The organism is Mesorhizobium sp. L-8-3 (assembly GCF_016756615.1).
Lineage (GTDB): Bacteria > Pseudomonadota > Alphaproteobacteria > Rhizobiales > Rhizobiaceae.
This window is the reverse complement of sequence record NZ_AP023262.1, coordinates 6,116,351-6,138,790: the sequence shown is the minus strand read 5'-3', so window position 1 is coordinate 6,138,790 and position 22,440 is coordinate 6,116,351. Positions and strand designations below refer to the sequence as shown.

The 22,440-nt window shown below is 63.2% G+C and carries 21 protein-coding genes and 1 pseudogene; 13 read left to right on the top strand and 9 right to left on the bottom strand.

What is annotated here, in order from left to right:
- Positions 1-94: 94 nt before the first annotated feature.
- Both JN302_RS28545 and JN302_RS28540 read right to left on the bottom strand, forming a co-directional pair.
- Positions 95-1,483, bottom strand: a complete 1,389-nt coding sequence (locus tag JN302_RS28545) for a phosphatase PAP2 family protein (protein ID WP_202329953.1) — start codon at positions 1,481-1,483, stop codon at positions 95-97.
- Between the two features lie 26 nt (positions 1,484-1,509).
- Entirely contained in the window at positions 1,510-2,688 is a 1,179-nt protein-coding gene (locus JN302_RS28540) for a sulfite oxidase (protein ID WP_202329952.1), read from the bottom strand.
- A 412-nt stretch (positions 2,689-3,100) separates the two neighbouring features.
- On the opposite strand from JN302_RS28540, the gene JN302_RS28535 reads away from it, so the two are divergent.
- From JN302_RS28535 to JN302_RS28515, 5 genes are all read left to right on the top strand, one after another.
- On the top strand, positions 3,101-5,434 hold the full coding sequence (locus tag JN302_RS28535) for a BTAD domain-containing putative transcriptional regulator (RefSeq protein ID WP_202329951.1): 2,334 nt from the start codon (positions 3,101-3,103) through the stop codon (positions 5,432-5,434).
- Between the two features lie 712 nt (positions 5,435-6,146).
- Positions 6,147-7,487, top strand: coding sequence for an ABC transporter substrate-binding protein (locus JN302_RS28530; protein ID WP_202329950.1), 1,341 nt, complete (start codon positions 6,147-6,149; stop codon positions 7,485-7,487).
- 99 nt (positions 7,488-7,586) lie between these two features.
- Positions 7,587-8,615 carry an ABC transporter ATP-binding protein gene (locus tag JN302_RS28525; RefSeq protein ID WP_202307550.1) on the top strand — a complete coding sequence of 343 codons (1,029 nt, stop codon included), beginning with the start codon at positions 7,587-7,589 and terminating at the stop codon, positions 8,613-8,615.
- The gene (locus JN302_RS28520) at positions 8,612-9,556 is read left to right on the top strand and encodes a carbohydrate ABC transporter permease (protein ID WP_244742228.1); all 945 of its coding nucleotides are present in this window, start codon (positions 8,612-8,614) and stop codon (positions 9,554-9,556) included. The genes JN302_RS28525 and JN302_RS28520 overlap by 4 nt, the downstream gene beginning before the upstream one ends.
- The gene (locus JN302_RS28515; RefSeq protein WP_202329949.1) at positions 9,556-10,410 is read left to right on the top strand and encodes a carbohydrate ABC transporter permease; all 855 of its coding nucleotides are present in this window, start codon (positions 9,556-9,558) and stop codon (positions 10,408-10,410) included. Before JN302_RS28520 ends, JN302_RS28515 begins: the two co-directional genes overlap by 1 nt.
- A 161-nt stretch (positions 10,411-10,571) precedes the next feature.
- Here the strand turns inward: JN302_RS28515 and JN302_RS28510 are convergent, their stop codons facing one another.
- The gene (locus tag JN302_RS28510) at positions 10,572-11,075 is read right to left on the bottom strand and encodes a hypothetical protein (RefSeq protein WP_202329948.1); all 504 of its coding nucleotides are present in this window, start codon (positions 11,073-11,075) and stop codon (positions 10,572-10,574) included.
- 62 nt (positions 11,076-11,137) lie between these two features.
- Between JN302_RS28510 and JN302_RS28505 the strand changes: the two genes are divergently transcribed.
- Positions 11,138-11,557: a PaaI family thioesterase gene (locus JN302_RS28505; RefSeq protein WP_202329947.1), complete on the top strand. Its 420-nt coding sequence runs from the start codon at positions 11,138-11,140 to the stop codon at positions 11,555-11,557.
- Between the two features lie 277 nt (positions 11,558-11,834).
- Here JN302_RS28505 and JN302_RS28500 read toward each other — a convergent pair whose 3' ends face one another.
- Together JN302_RS28500 and JN302_RS28495 are read right to left on the bottom strand one after the other, a co-directional pair.
- Positions 11,835-12,992, bottom strand: coding sequence for an alpha-hydroxy acid oxidase (locus JN302_RS28500; protein ID WP_202307540.1), 1,158 nt, complete (start codon positions 12,990-12,992; stop codon positions 11,835-11,837).
- A gap of 9 nt (positions 12,993-13,001) precedes the next feature.
- Complete coding sequence (locus JN302_RS28495) at positions 13,002-13,610, bottom strand: helix-turn-helix domain-containing protein (protein WP_202329946.1); 609 nt, start codon at positions 13,608-13,610, stop codon at positions 13,002-13,004.
- Positions 13,611-13,990: 380 nt separating this feature from the next.
- Here JN302_RS28495 and JN302_RS28490 point away from each other — a divergent pair, with 380 nt between their 5' ends.
- The 6 genes from JN302_RS28490 to JN302_RS28465 all read left to right on the top strand — a co-directional run bounded on the left by JN302_RS28490 (position 13,991) and on the right by JN302_RS28465 (position 19,543).
- Complete coding sequence (locus tag JN302_RS28490) at positions 13,991-14,959, top strand: TRAP transporter substrate-binding protein (protein WP_202329945.1); 969 nt, start codon at positions 13,991-13,993, stop codon at positions 14,957-14,959.
- 91 nt (positions 14,960-15,050) lie between these two features.
- Positions 15,051-15,569, top strand: coding sequence for a TRAP transporter small permease (locus JN302_RS28485; protein ID WP_202307537.1), 519 nt, complete (start codon positions 15,051-15,053; stop codon positions 15,567-15,569).
- Between the two features lie 9 nt (positions 15,570-15,578).
- Complete coding sequence (locus JN302_RS28480; protein ID WP_202329944.1) at positions 15,579-16,880, top strand: TRAP transporter large permease; 1,302 nt, start codon at positions 15,579-15,581, stop codon at positions 16,878-16,880.
- 22 nt (positions 16,881-16,902) lie between these two features.
- The gene (gene dapA, locus JN302_RS28475; RefSeq protein WP_202329943.1) at positions 16,903-17,802 is read left to right on the top strand and encodes a 4-hydroxy-tetrahydrodipicolinate synthase; all 900 of its coding nucleotides are present in this window, start codon (positions 16,903-16,905) and stop codon (positions 17,800-17,802) included.
- Complete coding sequence (locus JN302_RS28470; protein ID WP_244845977.1) at positions 17,799-19,220, top strand: FAD-binding oxidoreductase; 1,422 nt, start codon at positions 17,799-17,801, stop codon at positions 19,218-19,220. Before dapA ends, JN302_RS28470 begins: the two co-directional genes overlap by 4 nt.
- Before the next feature lie 173 nt (positions 19,221-19,393).
- Positions 19,394-19,543 (top strand): hypothetical protein, encoded by a 150-nt coding sequence (locus tag JN302_RS28465; RefSeq protein WP_202329942.1) that lies wholly within the window; start codon positions 19,394-19,396, stop codon positions 19,541-19,543.
- 303 nt (positions 19,544-19,846) lie between these two features.
- Here JN302_RS28465 and JN302_RS28460 read toward each other — a convergent pair.
- Positions 19,847-20,173, bottom strand: a pseudogene (locus JN302_RS28460) (FCD domain-containing protein); the annotation flags it as partial.
- Here JN302_RS28460 and JN302_RS28455 point away from each other — a divergent pair.
- Positions 20,139-20,396 carry a hypothetical protein gene (locus tag JN302_RS28455; RefSeq protein WP_202315349.1) on the top strand — a complete coding sequence of 86 codons (258 nt, stop codon included), beginning with the start codon at positions 20,139-20,141 and terminating at the stop codon, positions 20,394-20,396. The pseudogene JN302_RS28460 and the gene JN302_RS28455 sit on opposite strands and share 35 nt — an antisense overlap.
- 184 nt (positions 20,397-20,580) lie before the next feature.
- Here the strand turns inward: JN302_RS28455 and JN302_RS28450 are convergent, their stop codons facing one another.
- The 3 genes from JN302_RS28450 to JN302_RS28440 all read right to left on the bottom strand — a co-directional run bounded on the left by JN302_RS28450 (position 20,581) and on the right by JN302_RS28440 (position 22,431).
- Complete coding sequence (locus JN302_RS28450) at positions 20,581-21,363, bottom strand: methyltransferase domain-containing protein (RefSeq protein ID WP_202329941.1); 783 nt, start codon at positions 21,361-21,363, stop codon at positions 20,581-20,583.
- Between the two features lie 84 nt (positions 21,364-21,447).
- Positions 21,448-21,816 (bottom strand): DsrE family protein, encoded by a 369-nt coding sequence (locus JN302_RS28445; RefSeq protein ID WP_202307532.1) that lies wholly within the window; start codon positions 21,814-21,816, stop codon positions 21,448-21,450.
- A 111-nt stretch (positions 21,817-21,927) separates the two neighbouring features.
- Positions 21,928-22,431, bottom strand: a complete 504-nt coding sequence (locus JN302_RS28440) for a cupin domain-containing protein (protein WP_202329940.1) — start codon at positions 22,429-22,431, stop codon at positions 21,928-21,930.
- Positions 22,432-22,440: the final 9 nt, after the last annotated feature.

The following is a 22,440-nucleotide window of genomic DNA, read 5'->3' as shown; positions in this document are numbered from 1 at the left end:
CTTCGAAAGGCCAAACATCATACGCCTCGGGCCTGCCTAGTGAAAGCGGCAAGCGGATTGGGTCGGGATTGGTTCGGCGCCCCTACTGTCATGATCACTCGGCACCGTCCTGGCGGGCGCGCTCGATCACCTTGTTGGCCACCGCCAAGCCGAGATTACGGCCGGCGACCGTGTCGCTGCGGTAATGGATTCCAGCCCAGATGCGCGATTCGTTGGCTTGAAGCGCAAGCGCATCGAAGGCGGCCGCATCGCGCGGGAACAAGTAGCCTAGGATGGCCGCCGCCGCCGTCGAGAAGCAGCCGTGGGCAGCGGGATAGCTTGGGTGGTTCGGCGTGGTGAAGAGCGGCTTAAAGTTGGGATCGAGCTGGAACGGTCTGATCGCCCAGTAGGCGTACTTGGCATCCCAGCAGGCGATTCCGGCGTCATACAAGGTTATGCTCACGAGCGCGTAAGCCCGCGCCGCTCGCGCTGGATCGGCGCCAAGGCCGTATTCCAGCAGCTTCATGCTGGTCTGCTGGTTCCAGTATTGAAAGAACCGCGGACCACCGGCAGCCCCCTCCCAATAGGACGCAATGGAATTGGTCAAAGGTGTCCGCTTGAACTGCTTGAGCTCTGATAGCTCGGCGGCCTTCTCGGCAGAATCATAGGCTGGCGGCGGCTCTGGCCTGAATTCGCTCGGCGAGGACAGGACCCAAGGCTTCCAGATTCCCATCATCGGCAGAACCGGGTTCGTGCCGTTCCACTTGCCCGGCCCGGTCGGGACGCTCCCGGTCCATTTCGCATCGGAGCCGTCCGCTTTTCCGCGCTCGATCACCTCGGTCGCCACCTTGCGCCCGAGTTCGAAGCCCGCACTCACGTCGCTCGGATAGGCGATACCCGCAATGAGCAGCGAACGGCCCGCCTCCTCGGCCTTTTCCGCAAAAAATTCGGCGCGGTCAGGAAAGACGTAGGCTAGAACCGACGCTGCCGCTCCGGCCGCCGCGGCCTCCTCCGATGGGTAAGATGGGCTCGTCGGATTCGGCACTACGCTACTGAGCGTACTGTCGAAAGCGCTGGGCCTCGGACGGTTGTAGGCATCCTTGCTGTCCCAGGCGGCGACCATCGCGTCATAGATGGCGACATGGAGCAGAGACAGGTCGCGATTTGCAATAAGGCTGCTCAAACCGTGCTGGAGGGCCTCGTTAACCGCGATTTCGCTCCACCGGTAGGATGGGCCGACGGTAGCCCAATAGGCAATGGTATCAAGCGCAGCAGACGTGCGCTGCGGGACCATGTCCTTGAGCTTCATGATCTCGACCGCCGTGGCGGCGACATCGGGTGGAGCAGCAACGCGGTACTGGTTGGGACTATCGATGACCCATGTTTTCCACTGCCAAACCTGCGGCTCGCTTGATCCAGCGGCTGACGCGGTACCACTCTGCGGTGCCTGCGCAAGTATCAAACTGACGGCGAAAAGGATGGTGACGGAAATTGGCCTCTTCATTGCATTCTCGCTCCTCGCAGTCATCGTCACATCCGGATGCGTCGCGTCACCTGACCGTTGCTTTCCCAGTAGGTGTGCTTGTTGGCGATCTGCGGATCGTCCATGGCGGGTTGCATCTGCCCTGTCGTGTCAATGGCGCGCGCGGTAATCGAGTGCTCTCCCGGCAAGGGATCTTTCCAGTCCAGAGACCATATCGTCCATGCATATTTGGCCTGTTCGCTACGATCGATGGTCGCCGGTTGCCAGGGCCCTTGGTCGATCCGCACGTCCACCCGGTCAATGGGGGCGCCCCAAGCAGCGCCGATGATGCGAAATTGCCCGTTCTTGCGGGTGACCTTGGCGGCTACCGACTTGAGTAAGGCACGGCCGACCGAGGTTTCGGTCCAGACGGTTTCACCATCGCGCGTCTCCTTGCGAATAGTCACGTAGTCACGCGCCATATAGCGGTTCATTAGGCGCCTGGGTCGAACCTCGATGCGCGTTAGCCACTTGATATTGGCGATGCCGTACCAACCTGGCGCGATGAGGCGCATGGGAAACCCGTTGGGCGGCGGAAGCGGTGCGCCGTTCATCTCGTAGCAGAGCAGGTTATCGGGATTCATAGCGTCGGCGAGCGACATCGATCGGGCGAAGTGTTGCCGCATTTTGATATCGCGTTTTACGGGTCCGCTTGCCAATGCCGAAACGATCTCTTCTCCGGCATCAGCACCGAAGAAGACCACTTCGATGCCATTCTCCAAGACGCCGGCTTCCGCGAGAACGGCAGCGAGCGGCGTTCCCACCCACTTCGCTGTGCCGATTCCTCCTAGGAACCATGGGTGCCCGTGATTTCCGGAGCATTCTAGCGTGAAGACGACCTCCTGCCGCGGCCGTGCCATGAGGTCCTTCAACGTGAAGGCCTGCGGCCGCTTGACCAAGCCCCCGACCTCCAGTTTCCATGTCTCCGCATCGATTACCGGGCGGTTGTAGTGGGCAATGCTGAAGAACTTGTCGTTGGGTGTCAGCCACGAGTTCAGCTGCTCCCACTGAAGCTGGTTCGCGACCGCGTCCGGCACCGGGTTTGCTGGCGGCTGATCGAGCCAAGGGATAACCTCTTCGCCCGGTTGGCTCGGGAAAGCATGAACCGGGATGGCCTGTGATGCGGTCAACGCAGCGATTGCCGCAGTGCCTGTGATGACGAAATCCCTGCGTGAAAGATCAGGCATGATGCTCTCCCTGAACGAGCGTCGCGGCGTCAAACGCGCAGAGAATAAGAGGCGGAGCCCCAATGCTTGGTTTTGCCTCTCGCAACAAGCCTGGCTCTGTGCCTGAAGCCCATTCTCGATGTATTCGCTATGGGTAGATTGAAGCACGTGCTCGTCATCTCTCCGTAAGCTGGAATTGCTGCTGCCGTAAATTGCGCGTAAAATTCAATGCAGGCCACTCATTCCGACAGGCAGATCCGCGATGGACATGCGAGGTGGGGTCTCACTCTATTTGCGTCTGCTAGGTGGTTTCGAGATCAGAACGGCGGACGGACGGGACCTTACACCTCCGGGCAGGAAACTCAGGGCGCTGGCCGCCTGTCTGGCGCTCTCACCCCCGAAGGGTTGGTCGCGGGAGCAACTGTCAGCTCTGTTGTGGGGCGATCGCGACGAGAGGCAGGCGCGCGCCAGCCTGCGGCAGGCTCTCGCCGAGATTCGCCGGGCGTTTGGCGAGCCAGCAGTTGTGCTTGCTGACCGCGAGACGATCACCCTTGATCTGACGGCCATCAAAGTCGACGCAATCGAGTTCGAACAACTCGCCGCAGCCGGCGAGTTGGAACGCGCCGCCGAACTCTATGGCGGCGATTTGCTGGTCGGACTAACCCTGCCGGAAGGCGGCTTTGCAGATTGGCTGGTGGTTGAACGCACGCGCCTGCATGATCTTGCCATTGAAGTCCTGGCGCGGTTGGTCGCCTCGCAATCAGGTGAGATTGCGATCAAGACTGCGCAGCGTCTCCTGCAGTTCGATCCGCTGCGTGAAGAAACGCACCGGGCGTTGATGCGCCTCTACGCTGGGGCGGGCCAGCGCGGGCAAGCCTTGCGCCAGTTTCAGATCTGCCGTGACTGGCTGCAGCGCGAGCTGGGTGTCCATCCGGAACTGGAAACCGAGCAGCTCTACAGGGAAATCCAGTCCCCAATTGCAGCCGCGGCTGTGGCCACCGAGCGGCGGGGTCAGCCGTCAGTAGCCATCATGCCCTTCGATTATCTGAGCGGTGCGAGGGACGACTACTTTGTGGACCGAGTTGTCGGGGAGATAACTTCTGCTTCAGGCTCTCCAGTCAAGATCGCCCGCGTTGGAATCACGCCTGGGCTTATTGCGGGTCTCATAGCAATTGTGTTGATTGGCGTTGGAGCACTCTATGCATTCATGGCTTGGAGGGACAGGGGAAGCGGCCCGCCGCTTGCCGAGACGCCATCGCTCGCTGTTCTGCCGTTTGCAAACCTAAGCGGCGATCCCGGGGAGGAATACTTCGCCGATGGTATCACCGACGATCTCATCACGGACCTCGCCAAGCTGTCGGGGCTCGTCGTCATCGCCCGCAATTCGGTCTTCGCGTACAAGGGCCGACCGGGCATCCTGCGAGACGTGGCGCGCGATCTCGATGTCCGGTACGTCGTGGAAGGCAGCGTCCGGCGAAGCGCTGACCGGATCCATGTCAACGCCAATCTCATCGATACGGCGACTGGCGACCACCTGCTGGTCAAGGAGTTCGACCGCAACGCGTCAGATGTCTTTGCAATCGAGGAGGAGGTGGTCCGACATATCGTCGAGGCGCTCGGCGTGTGGCCGACGGGGTCGGAGCAAGAGCAATTGGCGCGGCCGCCAACCGCGAACCTCGAAGCTTACGACTACTATCTCCGTGGTGAGCAGGCGGCGAGAACCGGTCTTCTAAGGGAAGCGTTGCAGCTTTATACGAAAGCGACCATGCTTGATCTTGCGTTCGCCGACGCCTATGCCGCGGACGCGCGCACCGCTGTCGATATCTGGCGCAACGTCTTTGACGACATCTTGCCGGGTCCCGTGGCGCGGAAACGGGCCTATGAGAAGGCCGGCCGCGCGCTGGAGCTGAATCCCGAATCTTCGCGGCCCTATGCCATCCTCGCCGGTCTCCAGGTCGTGGATCGCCGATATGAGGAGGCACTTGTGTCTGCTCGCCGGGCAGTAGCGCTGGGGCCCAGCGACTCCGAGGCACATGCGGTGCTGAGCTTGGTCCTCACTTTCTCTGGCCGCCATGCCGACGCGGTCGCTGCAATCGAATCCGCGCAGAAGTTCAACCCCAACCTCTCAATGAGCGAACGGCAAGTTGCCGGAATGGCGTTTTTGTTGCATGGCGATTACGTTCGGGCCATTGAAACCCTGGAGCGCGCCCGTGCCGAAGCACTGCGTGGTGAGGTCGGCATCTCTGGTCTGCTCGCCGCGGCCTATGCCCGCGCCGGTCGTTTGAGCGAGGCCCGCGCCGTGGCGGCGGAGGCGCGCCGTACGACCCCCCTTATTTCCATCGAGCTCTGGCGTGTTCAGTATGCCCATTTTCGCAATGGTCAGGACCTCGAGCGCGTCCTCGACGCCATGCGTGAAGCCGGTATTCCCCAATGGCCCTTTGACTTTCGCGGTGACGATCGTGACAGGCTGAAGGGGGAGGACATCTCGCGCCTCGCCCTCGGGCGGACATGGCGGGGACAGACCGAAGCGGGCGAGTCGGCTCTCCTGCAATTCGGTCGCGACGGCAAGACGGCATTTCGGACGCCGACACAAATCGTCACGGGAACCGCCTTTGTCGATCGGGACATGCTGTGCGAGCAGAGCGAGAACGTGCTGCTCGGCCGGCCCCGCTGCGGCCCCGTCTATCGGCGCACCCACGGCGCAGGCGAGCCCGCCTATACCTATGCTAATGCATTCACGGTCTTCCATTTTTCGCCCGTCGAGTAGGTCCGCTGCCCGTCTCGACGTCGCATCTCGATTCGATGCGTAGATCACAAGTGATCACGATGCGTAGATCACAAGTGATGGAGTGTCCTTTGCGCGTCCAAATGGATGCGCGGCGCTCAACCGGTGAAAGTCCGACGTCTGGTACCCTCCGGGGGGAGTCCGCATTCGATCCCATTTGGAAATTCACCTGCCCTCGGTTGAATTCACGCCCGTGACCCGTTCTGGACCTTCGCGTCGATCTCTCGGAAGGTCGGCAGAGTGCACGATGAGGTGGCATTTCTCGCCAAATGCCTCCCCTGATGATCTCGCCCAGGAAGGTCTGGCGGTTCGCGGGTCCGGACGACCTGTGCTTCGCCTGCATTTGGCCCAGGAGGACCGCCCGCGAGGGCGCCACGCGCCAAAAAAGCAATGCGGAACCCTTTGAGCAATGTTAGTATTTGCTAATTGACGCGAAAGCGACCTAGCAGAATGGGCGATCGGGTCGCCACGGAAGTGGCTTGCTGACCTGGAGCCGAGACGCCCGGTATTGTCGCTGACGACCCTTTGGATCGTTGTTCGGAGCGTGCAGACTGATCTGTCCCGAACGGATGCCATCAGGCGTGCGGTGCATCATGGCTGCATTGGACGAACAGGTTGCCCGGCGTCGGGAGTGGAAAAGCCTGTCGTCACGTTCACGGAGAGAATCTCCAATGAACTTCCAAGGGAGGCAAGCATGCAAATCCGCAAGAGCCGCGGCCCGTCGCGCCGCGATGTGATCAAGACCGCCACCGCCGCTGGCATCGCCGCAAGCGTTGGTCCGTTCTTCCACGCGACCCCCCTCAGCGCCGCCAGCACGCTGAAGATCCTGCAGTGGAGCCATTTCGTTCCGGCCTACGACACCTGGTTCAACACCGAATACGTCAAGAAATGGGGTGCGGAGAACGACACGGAAGTTGTCGTCGACAACATAAATCTCGCCCTTATTCCCTCGCGCGCGGCGGCTGAAGTCTCCGCGCAGCAGGGTCATGATCTTGTGATGTTCCTTTCGCCGCCCTCGGTCTATGAGGATCAGGTGGTCGACATGAAGGACGTCTATGCCGAGTGCGAAAAGACCTACGGCAAGCCGGTCGACCTGGCGGTCAAGAGCACCTTCAATCCGAAGACCGGCAAGTACTTTGCGTTTTCCGACAGCTTCGTGCCCGACCCGGTCAACTATCGTTCCGATTTGTGGGGCGACATCGCCATGACGCCGAATACCTGGGAGGATGTTCGCGTCGGCGGCAAAAAGATCAAGGACGCGACCGGCACTCCTGTGGGCATCGGACTGTCAGCCGAGCTCGATACCGCCATGGCGATGCGTGCCATCATGTATTCGTTCGGTGCGCACGAGCAGGACGAGACGGGCAATCTCACGATCAATTCGCCGCAGACGGTCGAGGCGCTCAAGTTCGTCAAGGCGCTGTTCGAAGAGGCGATGACGCCGGAAGTGCTCGCTTGGGACGCCTCGTCGAACAACCGGCAAATGCTCGCCGGCCGATCGTCGCTGGTGTTGAACGCCATTTCGGTTACCCGCACCGGCGAGAACACCAATCTGCCGATCCACGAGAAGATCGCGCTCGCCAAGGCGGCGGAGGGCCCGGTGCGGCGCATCGGGCTGGAGCACGTGATGGACTGCTATGTGATCTGGAAATTCTCGCAGAACATCAAGGGCGCGCAGAAATTCCTGGTCGACTACATCAACAACTTCGGCGTGGCCTTCAAGGCGAGCCAGTTCTACAACTTCCCCTGCTTCGCCAACACGGTGCCCGACTTGAAGGAGCTGGTCGCCACCGATGCCAAGGCAGTCCCGCCCGACAAGTATTCCGTGCTGCAGGACGTGCTCGATTGGGCGACCAATGTCGGCTATCCCGGCTACTCGAACGCTGCAATTGACGAAGCCTTCGGCAATTGGACGCTGAACACCATGTTCGCCAAGGTGGCGACCGGCTACGATACGCCGGAGGATGCGGTCGCGATGGCCGAGAAGGCGATGCAGGCGATCTGGGCGAAGTGGAAGGAAAGGGGCATGATCTGATCTCCTTGTCCTCACACTTGGCGTGCGCTTGGCAGACGAGGGTTCGCCTGACCGCGACCCCGTCTGCCAGTTCCGTCTTCAGAGAATTCCGAGGCGCCGATGGCAACGGTGGAGGCACGAGGTCTCTCGAAGCACTTTGACGAAGTCCACGCCGTCGACGGCATCGACCTTACGGCCGGCGAGGGTGAATTCCTCGTGCTGCTCGGCCCCTCGGGTTGCGGCAAGACCACGCTGATGCGAATGATTGCGGGTCTCGAGCGGCCCACCCGCGGCGACATCGTGATCGATGGCACGGTAGTGACGGACCTGCCGCCGCGAGCGCGCAACGTCGCCATGGTCTTCCAGAGCTACGCGCTCTATCCGCATCTGACGGTGGAGCGTAACATTTCGTTTCCGCTGCGCGCGCTCGGCGTTCCACGGCAGAAGATCCGCAACAAGGTCGAATGGGCGGCGCGCATGTTCGGCATCGAAAGCTTCCTGCACCGCAAGCCGCGCCAGCTCTCCGGCGGCGAGCGCCAACGGGTTGCGCTGGCGCGCGCCGTGGTGCGTGAGCCCGTCGTCTTCCTGCTCGACGAGCCTTTGTCGAACCTCGATGCGAAGCTGCGCAATTCCGCGCGCGACGAGCTGAAGCAGCTGCAGCGCACGCTGGGCACCACGACGATCTATGTGACGCACGACCAGGCCGAAGCCATGGGCCTCGGCGACCGCATCGCCGTGCTCAACTCCGGAAAAGTGATGCAGGTGGGTACGCCGCAAGAGATCTACGGCCGGCCGGCCAACACCTTCGTCGCGACCTTCATTGGCTCGCCGCCCATGAACCTCGTGGAGGATGGCGACACCTGGCTCGGCTTCCGGCCGGAGGCCTTCCTGCCGCGCGGCGTCGAGCGCGAGGACGACGCGGTGGCGATGCCCCTCCAGGTCACGCGCGTCGAATATCTCGGCGCTGACCGGCTGGTCTACGGCGTGCTCGAGGGCCGCGCGCCGGAGACGCATGTCATCTCGAAAATCCCGAGCAACATCCGCATCGAGATCGCCGCCGGGGAGCGGCTTGATTTCGTCATCCGCCGCAGCGATATCGGGCGCTTCGACTGTGCCACCGGGCGCCGTGTCGACGGAGACGCGCGGTGAGCGTCGCGTCGATCCCACGCGGAGCGGTGCGCACGCAGCGCGCTGGCGCGCTGGCGCGGCTGGCCGACAGCGAGCGATGGCTGTGGCGCATCATGCTTGCGCCGGCCATCTTGTACATCATCGTGCTGGTGGGCTTCCCGTTCATCGTGTCGCTCTACTACAGCCTGTCGGACGCCACTGTCGCCAGCCGCGCCCTGAACTTCGCCGGCCTGGTGAATTTCCGCCGGGTGATCGAGAGCAGCACCTTCTGGCTCGCCCTGCGCAACACGCTGGTCATCACGGCGATTTCGCAGATCTTCATCGTCGTGCTGGCCAACGCGCTGGCCATGGCGCTGATTGTGGACTTCCGCGGCAAATGGTTGGTGCGCCTCCTGATCCTGCTGCCCTGGGTAGCGCCGATCTCGCTCGGCTCGATCGGCTGGCTGTGGATCTACGATTCGATCTACAGCATCATCAATTGGACCGGGCAGCGGATTGGCGTTCTCGGACCGAACGAATGGCCGATCTGGCTCGGTCAGCCGAACCTGGCGCTCGCCTCGATCGTCATCGTCAACATCTGGCGGCTGCTCCCGCTGGCCACCGTAATCATCCTCGCCGGGCTGACTTCGATCCCACAGGATATCCATGACGCCGCCGCGATCGACGGCGCCGGCTTCTGGCGCCGCCACTTCCAGATCACCATGCCACTCATCCTGCCGATCACGCTGGTGGCGGTGCTCTTCGGCATCATCTTCACCTTCACCGACATGATCGTGGTTTTCGTGCTGACCCGCGGTGGTCCCTACGACTCGACTCAGGTCATCGCGAGCTGGGCCTATTTCACCGGCATCCAGGGTGGCGACCTTGCCGGCGGCGCCGCCATCTCGTTGTTCATGTTCCCTGTGCTGGTGGCGGTCGCGATCCTGTTCCTTGTCCTCGCCCGCCGGGCGGAGGTCACCTGATGACCCCGGCCACTGCACGCGCGCGCCGGGCGGCCGCCGCAGGCGGACACGCGGGAATCCTCGTCTTCTTCGTCACCTTCCTGGCGTTTCCCTTCTATTGGATGGTGATCACCACCTTCAAGACGACGCAGGACCTGCACGACACCGGCAACAATCCGTACCTGTTCAACGACCCGCCGACGCTCGAGCATCTGGCCCTCCTGTTCGAACAGACCCAATATCTCCAGTGGCTCATCAACACCGCGCTCGTCGGCGTCGCGGTGGTCGCCATCACCCTCGCGCTGGCGGTGCCGGCCGGCTACGCGCTGGCGCGCATGACTGGTGCCTGGGCGCAGACGCTCGGAATCGCGATCTTTCTCACCTACCTCGTACCGCCCACCATCCTCTTCATTCCTTTTGCCCGGATTATCGCGGTCCTCGGCCTGCAGGATTCTCTGTGGTCGCTGGTGCTCGTCTATCCGAGCTTCACCGTGCCCTTCTGCACCTGGCTCCTGATGGGCTTCTACAAGGCGATCCCGCGCGACCTCGAGGAGGCTGCCATGATCGACGGGCTCTCCCGCTTCGGCGCCTTCGTCAAGGTGGTTCTGCCGATCTCGCTCGCCGGCATCCTGACCGTCATCATCTTCGCCTTCACGCTGGTGACGCAGGAATTCGTCTACGGGCTGACGTTCATCACCTCATCCTCGAGTTATACCGTCAGCGTCGGCGTCCCGACGTTCCTCGTGCGCGGTGACGTTTATTTCTGGGGCTCGATGATGGCCGCCTGCCTGATCGCCAGCGTTCCGATCGCGGTCATCTATAACTTCTTCGTCGACCGCTTCGTGGCGGGGTTTACGGTCGGCGCGGTGAAATAGGCTCCGACCGGCTCAGTCGCAAACGCCGCGAAAGGGGTGCGCGACCTTCGCTGCATCCAGCACGAACGTCACGACTGGGGCAGGTTGCTCGTTCCGGTCAGAGACGTACGGCAGGAAACAAACCCCAAGCGGCCTTACGGCCTCGGTTCCAGGCACCACCACTACCGCAACAAGTCGGCGCGGCGTTCAGGCTTGGGCCTGCCGCGCGTGAGGTCGAGGCCCGACAGGAGATCGAGCATGTGATGCTTCATCAACTCCGCAGCCTCTGCGGGCTTGTGGGCCTCAATGGTGTCGATCAGCGCATGGTGGGCATGGCTCTTGCCGGTCGTTTCACGCTGTTTCCAGCAGAGCACGATGAGTGGGAGACGAGGTCGCGCACGAAGTCCGTGAAAACGCAGTGGTCGGCGATCTCCGCGATGCCGACATGGAACCGCGAGAACAGCATGATCGCGTCGCTGTTGCGCCCGGCTTTCGTCGCCCTTCTCCTGGTCACGGCGCGTCGCAAGGCGGTCTCCCGCCTTGTTCTGATCGACATCATCGCCAACGTCCTCTGGGTGCTCGCCAGCTTCGGGCTGCTGTTCTCCGGCTCGGTGTCCCCGAACCTGCTCGGCACGGCCTTCATCGCCGCCCAGGCACTGGTCGTCGGCCTGTTCGCAGTGCTGCAATTCATGGGCTGCGTCGCTCCGCTGCCGCGTGACACGAACGCCAACCGAGAAGGAGCACGGCCATGCATGCGATCGCGCGCAGATGGATCGAGGATGTGCTGGCGCGGTCGCCCTTCGCGACACCGCTGGGGATCGAGGTGGTCGAGGCGGAGACGGGCAGGGTGGTCATGAAGCTTCCTTTCCGCCCGCAACTGGCAACGGCGGGATCGATCGCCCATGGCGGCGCCATCGCGACCTTGATCGACGTGACGGGAGCGGCGGCATCCGCTTCCGGTCTTGCCGACGGTGATGCCATCGGCGGAGCGACCGCCAACCTGGCCGAGACCGACGGCTGCGGTCTCACCACCGAAGCGCTCGTCATCCAGCGCGGCCGGAACCAGACAGTGTCGGACGTGACGGTGCGCGACGAGGCGGGCCGCCTGGTGGCGAAGGCCATGGTGACCAGCCGGATCTTTCGGCGGCCTGTGACCGGCGTAGCTTAGGCGAGGTAGCTACCGCCTCGGCCCGAAACCGGATTTGTCGCGCGAGCCAAGCGAGGGGGAAGCGCCGTTCCTCAGTTGCCAGGTCGGAGGCGTATTCCGCTTCAATAAGGGACAGGGACCAGAGCAACTGTGCTGGCACTTCGGGCGGTAACGTCACTTTTGTCAGACACGTGGCCCGACAGCGGCTCGCCGCCTACGACAAAGCAGCACGATGAGACACCGGAGCTGCGGCGTGGTGACACTGGGCTTAAAAGCCGGGATGCGGGCCTGAGCCACTTCAATGTTGCGCTTCGATGCCCCAGCGCGCAGGCGACCGCAGGGCCGCGATGTCCGCCACGCCGAGTAAGCCCATGGCGGTATCCATTTCGCGCAGCATCATGGCCAGCACGGAACTCGCGCCCTCCTCGTCGCCGGCTGCAAGACCCCACAGCGGAAGCCGGCCCAGCATCACGCCCTGGGCACCCATGGCCAGATATTTCAGCACGTCCGTGCCGCGCCTGACGCCGCTGTCGGCCAGTATCGTCATGCGATCGCCAAACGCCTCCGCGATCGCTGAAAGGCAGCTTGCCGTAGACGGAAGGCAATCGAGATTGCGCCCCCCATGCGCGGAAACCACGACACCGTCCACGCCTACGGCCAGGGCCAGCTCGGCATCCTCAATCGAGAGGACGCCCTTCACGACGAGCTTGCCCGGCCACTCGTCGCGGAGCCGCTTCACGTCTCCCCAGGAAAGGTTTGTCTCCAGCCGCACGGCCTCCTGCACATTGGCGCGGGTGATGGCGCTGCGGTACTCGGCCGGATAGTGCCCATAGGTCGGCACGCCGCCGGCGAGCATGTAGCGCAGCATCACGCCCAGCAGCCAGCGCGGGTGAACGGCCATATCGACGAGATTGCGCAGGGTCGGCTTGAACGGGATGCCGAAGCCGTTGCGCTGGTTGTATTCGCGGTTGGGCGACATCTGTGTGTCGGCGGTCACGACGAGGCATTCGCAGTCGCATGCCCGCACCCGCTTCAGGAGATCGGCGGTCAGTGTGCGGTCACGCCAGACATAGAGCTGGAACCACAACGTCGCGTCCTGCGCGGCGCGGCGGATTTCCTCGATGGTGGTGACGGACTGGGTCGACACGCTGAACGGGATGCCGAGCGCTGCCGCAGCGCGCGCCAGCTTCAATTCGCCATTATGGGCGACGAGGCCGGCAAGTGCTGTCGGCGCGATGACAAGCGGCGTCGGGAACCGCCGGCCGAAAAGGGTCGTGCCGGGCTCACGCCTCGCATGGCCTGAAAGCACCGATGGCCGCAGCACCACAGAATCCAGCGAGCTCCGCAGCCGGGACAGCGCAAGCTCGTCCTCTGTGCCCCGATCGATATATTCGAACAGGCCGCGCGGTAGTTTGCGCCGCGCCCGTTCGCGGTAATCGCCAGTGTTCAGCAGCATGCGGTTTCTCTAGGAGGAGATCACCCAGATCACTTCGGCATCCTCGGGCCCCTCCGACGTCCAGATGTGTGGGGTTCCGGCGTCGTAGTAGAGGCTGTCGCCCGCATTGAGGATGAGGGGTTCGTAGATCTGGCTGTGGACCACCATCGTCCCCTTGATCACCGTCACGAAGATCTCGGCGTCGCTGACCGGCCAGGATCGGTACTCTTCGGGCGAGCGCGCCGTTACCCGCGTGCGGATCGGCGTCATGCGCTTGTCCAGCAGGTCCGCGCACAACATGGTGTTGGCGCAGCTGTTCGACTGGTAAGGGCGCCCCTCATTCGTCCTTGTCACGCTGCGGCGGCCGGGCAGGCTGCGGGAGGCTTCCCTGTCGTTGAGAAGCGTGACCACGTCGAGCTCGTAGCCGCGGGCGACGCGCTGCAAGGTCGAGATCGTCGGCGACAATTCGTTGCGCTCGATCTTCGACAGCGCCGACGCGGAGACGCCGGTACGCTTGCTCGCCTGCTGGAGCGTCCAGCCCTGCTGCTGGCGAAGCTGGGCCAGCCTTGCCCCTATGTCCAGGTCGGGCACCGCCGTTTCGACATCGGGTTCCATGACTTTGGCAGGTCGGACGTTCATTGCTGACTCCAGCTCTCTTGCTGTCTGGCAACCGGGCGGAACCCGCCAAGCGACATAGCTCCCTTATACGATGTCCCTTCCTGCGGGGAAAGTGCGGATAGTACGATTATCCACTATACGAAAAGAATTTGACGATACAGCTTGACACTAAAAAGTCGTTTCGTATGGTAGACGGCTAAGAGGGGTCGGCCACAAAGCCCCCAGGGAAATTGCCAGAAGCATCTATATCGAGGGTGAACTTGAGCGCCGTCGGGCTATCGGCCCGCCGCGTCGGGGTCACTATGCCATCCACCACCGACAGCGGAGTTGAGGAAATGAATTCCATCATACGAAAACTGGGTGTTCTTTGCGCTGCGGCGACAATGAGCCTTGGAACCTTGATGATCGGTGCTGCCGACGCGCAGACGATCGTGCGCTTCGGACACGTCGACGGCGAAGGCGACCTGCTGGCAAACCCCTACTGGGCCTACTCCGAGGTGTTCAGCTCGATCGTCAAGTCGCACACCGGCGGACGCTACGAGATCCAGGTGTTCCCTAATGGCCAACTCGGCGACCTGGAGTCGCTGCTTGAACAGAATGCGCGCGGATCGCTGCAGATCGTCGGCGGCCTGAATGCTGGCCACGTGGCGGCTTACGCGCCCGCTGCGCAGGTGCTGGAGATGCCCTACACTTTCGCAACCACCGAAGTGGCGCGCGAGGTTCTCGAAGGACCGTTCGGCAAGAAGCTTTCCGATGTCGTCGCCGAGCAGAGCGGTGTTCGCATCCTCAACTACCTGCCGTCCGCGTTCCGCAACTTCTCGAATTCCGTGCGGCCGATACGCACGCCGGAAGACATGGTGGGGCTGAAGATCCGCACCCAGCAGGTTCCGATCCACATCAAGATGGTCGAGGCGCTCGGCGCGTCGCCCACCCCGATCGCCTGGGCGGAGCTTTACAGCGCGCTGCAGACGGGCGTGGTCGACGGGCAGGAGAACGCGCCCTACACCATGCTTCTGGCCAATCTGCAGGAAGTGCAGAAGTATTATACGCTGGATCACCACCTCATCAACATGCCGCTCATCACCATCAATGAGGAATTCTACCAGAGCCTCAGCGAAGAAGACCGCGCGGCGTTCGATTATGCCGGTCGCCAGGCGACCTTTGCCATGCTCGGCATCATCGCGGCGAAGGAATCGCAAGACCTGAAGGTGATCGAGAAAGCGGGCGTCGAAATCTACCAGCCGACGGCGGAGGAGTTCCAGGCGTTCGTCGAGAAGAGCCAGCAGCCGATCGCCGAGATGCTCACCGAGCAGGTCGGCGCGGAGCTGATCGGGGAATTGCGGCAGGCTATCGCCGACACGCAGGACTAGTCATCGTGGCGCCCGCGCCGCACGGCGCGGGTTCGTCCTGCCGGATCCAGACAAATCGATCCGGTCCAACCATCGGAGAGCGGAGGCGTCATTGCTCAGAACTCTCGAAATGCTCGCAGGCGTCCTGGGTTTCATCGCCTCCCTTGCCGCCCGGGTCATGCTCATCCTAGTTGCAGCCATCCTGTTCATCCAGGTCGTGCTGCGCTACGGCTTAGGCTTCTCGCTTCCGTGGCCGGAGGAGGCCGCGCGCTACCTGATGATATGGGTGGTGATGCTGGCGGGCAGCCTGCTGGTGAAGGACGAACAGCTCGTTCGCGTTGATTTCTTCGACTGGTACTGGCCGCGCCGGCTGCTTTCGCTCCGCAACGCGATCTTCCGCCTGATGCTGTGCGTGCTGCTCGCCGTACTCGTCTGGAAAGGCTACGAGAATGCCGACTTCGGACAGCGTCGCATGTCTGCAACGCTACAGGTCAGCTTTTACTGGATCTACCTCTCCGTGCCCGTCGGCGCAGCCCTGATGCTGTTCCACATGCTGGTTCTGGCGCTGCGCGACTTTGTCCGCGGCACGCCCGAGACCGCCGAACCCTCCATCCTCAAAGCCGAGATCTGAGGCAGCCCGATGGACCAATCGCTTCTCATCGTCATCGGCCTCCTGCTCGTGCTCATGATTATGGGCAGCCCCGTCATATTCGCAATCGGCTTCGCGGGGATGGCCTACTTCGTCATCAAGCCCGGTATGGCCGGCATGCTCGATATCTACGCCCACAAGTTCTTCACCGGCATGGATGTCTTCATCTGGCTGTCGATCCCGCTCTTCATCATCGCTGGCGAGATCATGACCGCGATTGGCATGACCGACCGGCTGGTGAACCTCTCTCGCCTGATGGTCGGCCGGCTTCGCGGCGGCTTGGCCTATGTCAATGTCGTCGGCTCGATGATGTTTTCCGGCGTGTCCGGATCCGCGCTGGCCGACATCTCCGCGCTCGGACCGGTCGAGATCAAGATGATGGAGAAGGACGGCTACCGGAAGGATTTTGCGGCCGCGCTGACCGTCAGTTCCGCGATCCAGGGGCCCATCATCCCGCCCTCCATCCCGCTGATCATCTTCTCCGCGTTGACCAACACCTCGGTCGCCGCGCTGTTCCTGGCCGGCGCGGTGCCGGGCATGATGCTCGGCGTCGCGCAGATGGCCGTCGTCTTCTATCTGGCGCGCAAGAAGGGCTTTCCGCGGAACCCGATCGAGGGCCTCACCCTCGGCGTCGCCTTCCACATCTTCATGAGCGCCTTCTGGGCGATCTTCATGCCGCTGATCATCCTGGGCGGCATCATCTCCGGCATCTTCACGGCAACGGAAGCAGCCGCGATCGCGGTTGCCTACGCGCTGCTGGTCGGCGTGCTCGCCTACCGCAACCTGTCGGTGAAGGCGTTCTGGGACATCATCGACCGGGCCGCGCGCACTTCGGCATCCGTCTATCTGATCGTTGGTTTCGCGACCATCATAAGCTGGGTGCTGGCCAACGAACGCGTGCCGAGCGAGCTGCAGGCGCTCGTGCAGGATCTCCAGCTCGAGCCGTGGACGCTGCTGCTGCTCCTCAACCTGTTCTTCCTGATCAACGGCCTGTGGATCGGCGATTCCGTGCAGCTTCTGCTGTTTGCGCCGCTGTTCACGCCGCTGCTCGCCGCGATGGGCGTCGATCCGGTTCATTTCGGCGTCATCATGGTGCTCAACGTGATGATAGGCCTGATGACGCCGCCCTACGGGCTGGCGCTCTATCTAGGCTCGACGATATCCGGGGTGCCGCTCGGCGCGATCGTGCGCCAGAGCGTGCCCTTCCTCCTCTCCAATCTGGCGGTGCTGCTCGTCGTCACCTACGTACCTGCGATCTCATTGACGCTGCCGCGATGGTTCGGTTTCCTATGATCTTTCTGAAAGGATTTTCTGGATGACTCTGAAAAAAGACGACCTGTCGGGCCTCTTCACGGCAATCGTCACGCCCTTCACGGACGATGGCTCCGTCGACTTCGAGGCGCTGCGGTCGCTGGTCCGCTTCCAGATCGAAGCGGGCGCAACCGGCATCGTGCCGATCGGCGGCACCGGCGAGTATCCGGCCCTGTCGCGCGGCGAGCGCGCCGACATCGTTCGGGCATGTGTCGAAGCAGCCGCCGGCGCGCCGGTGCTGCCGGGCGTGCTAGCTACCGGTTTCGCCGACGCGGTGGATGCGGGCCGCGACTTCGTGGCCGCCGGTGCGAGCGGCGTGATGACGGTCACGCCCTATTATGCCGCTGGCACGCAGGAGGGCATGCGCACCTATTTCCGCAAGTATCGCGATGCGGTCGACGCGCCGGTGCTCGCCTACGAAATTCCCCGCCGCACCGGGGTGGCGCTGAAGGCGGAGACGATCGCCGCGCTCGCCGACGATGGCTCAATCATCGGCATGAAGTGCTCGTCCTACGACATGCCCGAATTCATCCAGACGATGAAGCTCGCCGGCGACAAGCTTGCCGTGCTCAGCGGCGAGGAGCCGCTTTTCGCCACCCATGTGGCGCTCGGCGCGCGCGGCGGTGTGCTCGCTTCGGCGACCGTCTATCCGCACCACTGGATCGAAGTGTTCAAGCTCGCCCGCGACGGCAAGCTCGACGCTGCGATCGCGCATCAGCAGCGTCTCGATCGGGTCGTCAAGACGATCTTCCTGGAGACCAATCCGGGTCCGCTCAAATACTATATGAGCCTTGCCGGCATGCGCGCCGGCGGCGTGCGCCTGCCGCTCACGGACCCGACGCCGGAAACGCGCAAGGCACTTGAAGCGGCCTATGCCGGCATGGCGAAAGCGATTGCCGCGTGAGCACGCTGGTCGATAGGCTCCGAACGGTCCTTGGCGAGCGAGGCCTGATCGCCGACCAGCGCGAGATGGCACCGTTCGTCAGGGATTTCCGCGGCCGCATGACGGGCGCGGCAGAGGCCGTCGCTCTTCCGGCGAGCACCGACGAGGCGGCTGCCGTCGTCGACATAGCGCGCGAGCACGACGCTGTGATCTTCCCGATCGGCGGCAATACGGGGCTGTGCTACGGCGCCGTGCCGACTGCCCCTGGCGGCCGCCCGGCGATCGTCGTCGGCATGGGCAAGATGACGAGCCTGCGGGCCGTCGACCGTGCCGCCAACGTGCTCACGGTGGACGCCGGCATGGCTCTTGCGCGCGTGCACGAGCTTGCGGCCGCCGAGGGCCGGCAGTTCCCGCTACATCTCGGCAGCGAAGGGACGGCCCAGATCGGCGGCCTGATCTCGACCAATGCTGGCGGCACCGGCGTGCTGCGCTATGGCCCGATGCGCGATCTCGTCTGCGGCATCGAGGCGGTTCTGCCGGACGGCAGCATCTATCGTGATCTAGACGCGCTGCGCAAGAACAACACCGGTTACGACCTCAAGCATCTCCTGATCGGCGCGGAAGGTACGCTCGGCCTCGTCACCGGCGCTGCGTTGCGTCTGCGCCAGCCGAACAGGACGTTTGCGCACGGCTGGATCTCCGTCACCGGGCCTAAGTCCGCGGTCGAGCTACTGTCCCGCCTCCAGGAACGCTGCGGCGACACGATCGAGGCCTTCGAGATGCTCAATCGGGCCGAGGTGGACTGCGTATTGCGGCACATTCCGCGCACACGGCTGCCTTTCAACGCCACGCCGGCGTGGTCGGTCATGATTGAGCTCGCCCATACCGACCCCGAAGCGGACCTCGTCTCCGCGCTCGAGGAGGTGATGGCCGCCGCGCTGGAAGCCGACCTCGCCGACGATGCTTTCGTCGCGCAGAGCGAGGCCCAGGCGAAAGAGATCTGGCACATCCGCCACTCGGTCACTGAGGCGCACAAGATCGAGGGAGTCGGCATCGTCCACGACACCGCAGTGCGCAACTCGGCCGTTGCCGGTTTCATCGAGGCGGCCGACGAGATGTCGGCGAGGTTCTTCCCGGAAGCCCGCGTGCTCGTCGTCTCCCACCTGGGGGACGGGAACGTGCACTATATCCTCATGTTCCCACACGACTACTGGCGGGCCCTGCCCGACAGAGAGGCGAAAGCACTCGAGGTGGAGATGGCCGTACACAACATCGCCGTGCGCTTCGGGGGCACCATCAGCGCCGAGCATGGAATCGGTCGCAAGCTCACCTCGGAGCTACGGCGGCTGGGCGACCCAGTGAAACTCTCCGTGATGCGACAGATCAAGCGTGCACTCGATCCACGCGATATTATGAATCCCGGCGCGTTGCTGGTCTGAGGCCCCCGAACGGTTCTGCAGGCCTTCTCGGCTTCGCTCGCAAGGTCGGACCGAATAAGATGGAGCGGCAGCCAGCAGACATAAGTTTGTGGCGTGTCGTCAAGAGTGTCGGCGAAGGCCCGGAATAAGGTGCGGCGCCATATGCCGGCCGCCGCGGTTGCAGACTGGCCGCGATGAATGCGTTCGAACTGGCGCCGCAGTCGGGTGACGGGAGCCTTGGGCAGGCGGCGCGCATGAAAGCCAGTGCCACCGAACGTCTTTCGATCAAGAACCAGTTCTTCCCGAGCGGCCTCTTCTTGCAACTGATCAGCGTCGATCGATAGCGTCGCATGGAGGATTCCGGGCGTGTAGCCGGAATCGTGCTCGTCGCCGTGGTAAGCCTGCGGTTCCTCAGAGAGGCGGCACAGCGCCGTCATGTGTCAAGAAGCGGGAGTTAGGCTCTATTGATGCCAATTAAGGCTCCGAACCGGCGGGACGGGTTGAACTCGCGCAGTACCAACGTCCGAAATGCATATGATGCACCTACGTCCGGAAGTCGCGCCGGTTGCTCGTTCCGGTCAGAGACGTACGGCAGGAAACAAACCCCAGGCGGCCTTACGGCCTCGGTTCCAGGTGCCAGACCACCACTACCGCAACAAGTCGGCGAGGCGTTCGGGCTTGGGGCTGGCGCGCGTGAGGTCGAGGCCCGACAGGAGGTCAAGCATATGGTGCCTCATCAACTCCGCCGCTTCCGCGGGCTTGTGGGCTTCGATGGCGTCGACCAGCGCATGGTGGGCATGGCTCTCGCAGGTCGTTTCACGCCGTTTCCAGTAGAGCGCGATGATGAGGGAGGAGTGGGAGACGAGGTCGCGCACGAAGTCCGTGAAAACGGAGTGGTCGGCGATCTCCGCGATGCCGACGTGGAACCGCGCGGACAGCATGATCGCGTCGCTGTTGCGCCCGGCTTTCGTCGCCCTTCTCCTGGTCACGGCGCGGCGCCAGACGGTTTCCCGCCTCGTCCTGATCGATACCATCGCCATCAACGTGCTTTGGGTGGTCGCCAGCTTCGGGCTGCGGATCTCCGGTTCTGTGGCGCCCAACGTTCTCGGTATCGCCTTCGTTGCCGCCCAGGCGCTGACCGTAGCCTTGTTTGCCGAACTGCAATTCGTCGGCCTGCGCCGTTCGGCGGCCGCTTGACCCGGTTCCCGCAGAAGGAGGATGGCAAATGCATGCGATCGCACGCGGATGGATCGAGGATGTCCTGGCGAAGTCGCCCTTCGCGGCACCGCGGCGATTTTCATGCCCGACGAGCGATTGTTTCGTCGGCGAGGGTACCGTCCAGGACGGTCAAGAGTGTGTTGAGGGGGTGAAAACGCTTCCATCACCCTTTGACGGCCAGAACGGAAATGCTCTTGACGCCCCATTTCTCCTGCGCGCTTCTCGCATTGTCCGAGATGAAACGGTAGCTGGGATTGTCCCGAACCGTCTTGACCCGAAGCCCGGCGGCCTCGATGGCAGCACGATATTTGTCGTGCTGCATGGCCCCGCCGATGCAGGCGGCCCAAAGGTTGGCGTTGCAGACAACCGTGTCGGGCAACTGGCGTTCCGTGACGATGTCCGAAAGGGCAAGCCGCCCCCCGTGCTTCAGGATACGAGCGGCCTCCTGGAACACCGCCACCTTGTCAGGGGCGAGATTGATGACGCCGTTGCTGAGAACGGCATCGGCGAAATCATCGGAAATCGAGACATCGTCGATATGACCCTCGACGTAGGCGATCTGGTGAATGCCGGCGCGATTGCGCAGTCGCTCGGCCTTCGCCCGTTGCTCGTCCGTCATGTCGACGCCAACCACCCTCCCGCCGTGACCGACCCTGAGGGCCGCAATGAAGGTATCCATGCCCGAACCGCTGCCGAGGTCGATGACGGTCTCATCTTCATTGAGATCGGCGAGATCGAAGTGGTAGCCGACGCCGGCAAACGACTCGATCGCCTCCGCCGGGATTCGGTCGAGATCGGCGGCGACGTAGCCGAGCCGTTCGGCGAGCGGGCGGCCCATCTCGAAGTGGAACTCCCCGCGCGGATCCTCGGCGACCTTGCGGTACATCGCCTTCACTTTGGATTCCAGATCCTTCGGGTCGAAGGCGACATTCGCGGTGGAAATCATGGTCACTGCCCCCCGCGATCGGCCCCAGCCGCGCGCGTCTTTGCCCACGCTTCCCTGCTTGGCCTGTTTCTCGCGCCGCAGGTGTCAGAAGCTCAACGTCGCTGCACCTGCCAGGATCCGCTCATGCATCGCGCTCGACCCGGCTATCTCAACGCCGTCGATCAGGTCGCTCTGCTCATAGCCGCGCGCCTTGACACAAGGGGTGCAGGCCCATAGTTGCCCGCCGCGGGCGAGAAAATCCTTGATCAGCGCCTGCAAGGGCTCGAGCGGATGCACGACCAGACCCTCAACCGCGCGCTTGCGGACGAGATCGACGGCAGCGCTGGTCAGGAAGATCGATACCTTCAGACCTGCCGTCATGCCGCCATTGGCGATCGTGAAGGCAACCGAAGACAGTTCGTGATCGGCCCCACGGGTTATGACCACGACCAATTCCTTAGGCGTTTCAGCCATGTCCGTTCTCCCAAGTTTGTCAATTCCCCCGCCACCGGACCGGTGCGGCGGCTAGGAGTGCGGCGAATCCCGCGGACCGGTCAAAACCGCACCGCGCGGCCCGACTGCCGGCTATTTGTTTCTCGGGTCGTCGTCCGGATTGACATAGGTCAGCGTCCAGGGACCCGTACTGTTGAGCTGGATGACGGTACCGTCATCCGCGTAGGCGAAATGCGCCACGCCCGGCGAGAGCGCAAGGAAACCGCCGGCAGGCAAGACCCGGGCTCCGTCATGGTCGGCTGTTTCTCCCATCCCCAGGCGGAACGTTCCGGTGATGACGGTCACGATCTCCGGCTTCGGATGGGTGTGCGGCGGAATATGATAACCCGCCGGGAGCTTCAGCCGCAGCGCAAACAGACCGTCTTCACCTGGGTTGCCATAGAGCACAGCGGCTTCCGCCCCGGGCGGAAGGGCTGCAGGTCCGGGCGCCCACGCGATCTGGTCCGGCAGGACTACCTTGCCCTCCATTGTGTCGTCCTCGCCGCGCAGGTCAGCCGGAAGGGCTACGACAACTACGGAGGTGGCTGCGGCGACGATCGGGAAAATGCGGATGTGATTCACGGCGACATCCTCCATGGTCTTGGT

Bases quoted from the DNA above. Each gene is read 5' to 3' on its own strand.
- JN302_RS28500 (WP_202307540.1), bottom strand. From the start codon at position 12,992: ATGCTGCTGAACACTGGCGATTACCGCGAACGGGCGCGGCGCAAACTA.
- JN302_RS28490 (WP_202329945.1), top strand. From the start codon at position 13,991: ATGATCGGTGCTGCCGACGCGCAGACGATCGTGCGCTTCGGACACGTC.
- JN302_RS28525 (WP_202307550.1), top strand. From the start codon at position 7,587: ATGGCAACGGTGGAGGCACGAGGTCTCTCGAAGCACTTTGACGAAGTC.
- JN302_RS28545 (WP_202329953.1), bottom strand. From the start codon at position 1,483: ATGAAGAGGCCAATTTCCGTCACCATCCTTTTCGCCGTCAGTTTGATA.
- JN302_RS28440 (WP_202329940.1), bottom strand. From the start codon at position 22,431: ATGGAGGATGTCGCCGTGAATCACATCCGCATTTTCCCGATCGTCGCC.
- JN302_RS28530 (WP_202329950.1), top strand. From the start codon at position 6,147: ATGCAAATCCGCAAGAGCCGCGGCCCGTCGCGCCGCGATGTGATCAAG.
- JN302_RS28505 (WP_202329947.1), top strand. From the start codon at position 11,138: ATGCATGCGATCGCGCGCAGATGGATCGAGGATGTGCTGGCGCGGTCG.
- JN302_RS28480 (WP_202329944.1), top strand. From the start codon at position 15,579: ATGGACCAATCGCTTCTCATCGTCATCGGCCTCCTGCTCGTGCTCATG.
- JN302_RS28450 (WP_202329941.1), bottom strand. From the start codon at position 21,363: ATGATTTCCACCGCGAATGTCGCCTTCGACCCGAAGGATCTGGAATCC.
- dapA (WP_202329943.1), top strand. From the start codon at position 16,903: ATGACTCTGAAAAAAGACGACCTGTCGGGCCTCTTCACGGCAATCGTC.
- JN302_RS28515 (WP_202329949.1), top strand. From the start codon at position 9,556: ATGACCCCGGCCACTGCACGCGCGCGCCGGGCGGCCGCCGCAGGCGGA.
- JN302_RS28540 (WP_202329952.1), bottom strand. From the start codon at position 2,688: ATGCCTGATCTTTCACGCAGGGATTTCGTCATCACAGGCACTGCGGCA.
- JN302_RS28445 (WP_202307532.1), bottom strand. From the start codon at position 21,816: ATGGCTGAAACGCCTAAGGAATTGGTCGTGGTCATAACCCGTGGGGCC.
- JN302_RS28495 (WP_202329946.1), bottom strand. From the start codon at position 13,610: ATGAACGTCCGACCTGCCAAAGTCATGGAACCCGATGTCGAAACGGCG.
- JN302_RS28455 (WP_202315349.1), top strand. From the start codon at position 20,139: ATGATCGCGTCGCTGTTGCGCCCGGCTTTCGTCGCCCTTCTCCTGGTC.
- JN302_RS28465 (WP_202329942.1), top strand. From the start codon at position 19,394: ATGAATGCGTTCGAACTGGCGCCGCAGTCGGGTGACGGGAGCCTTGGG.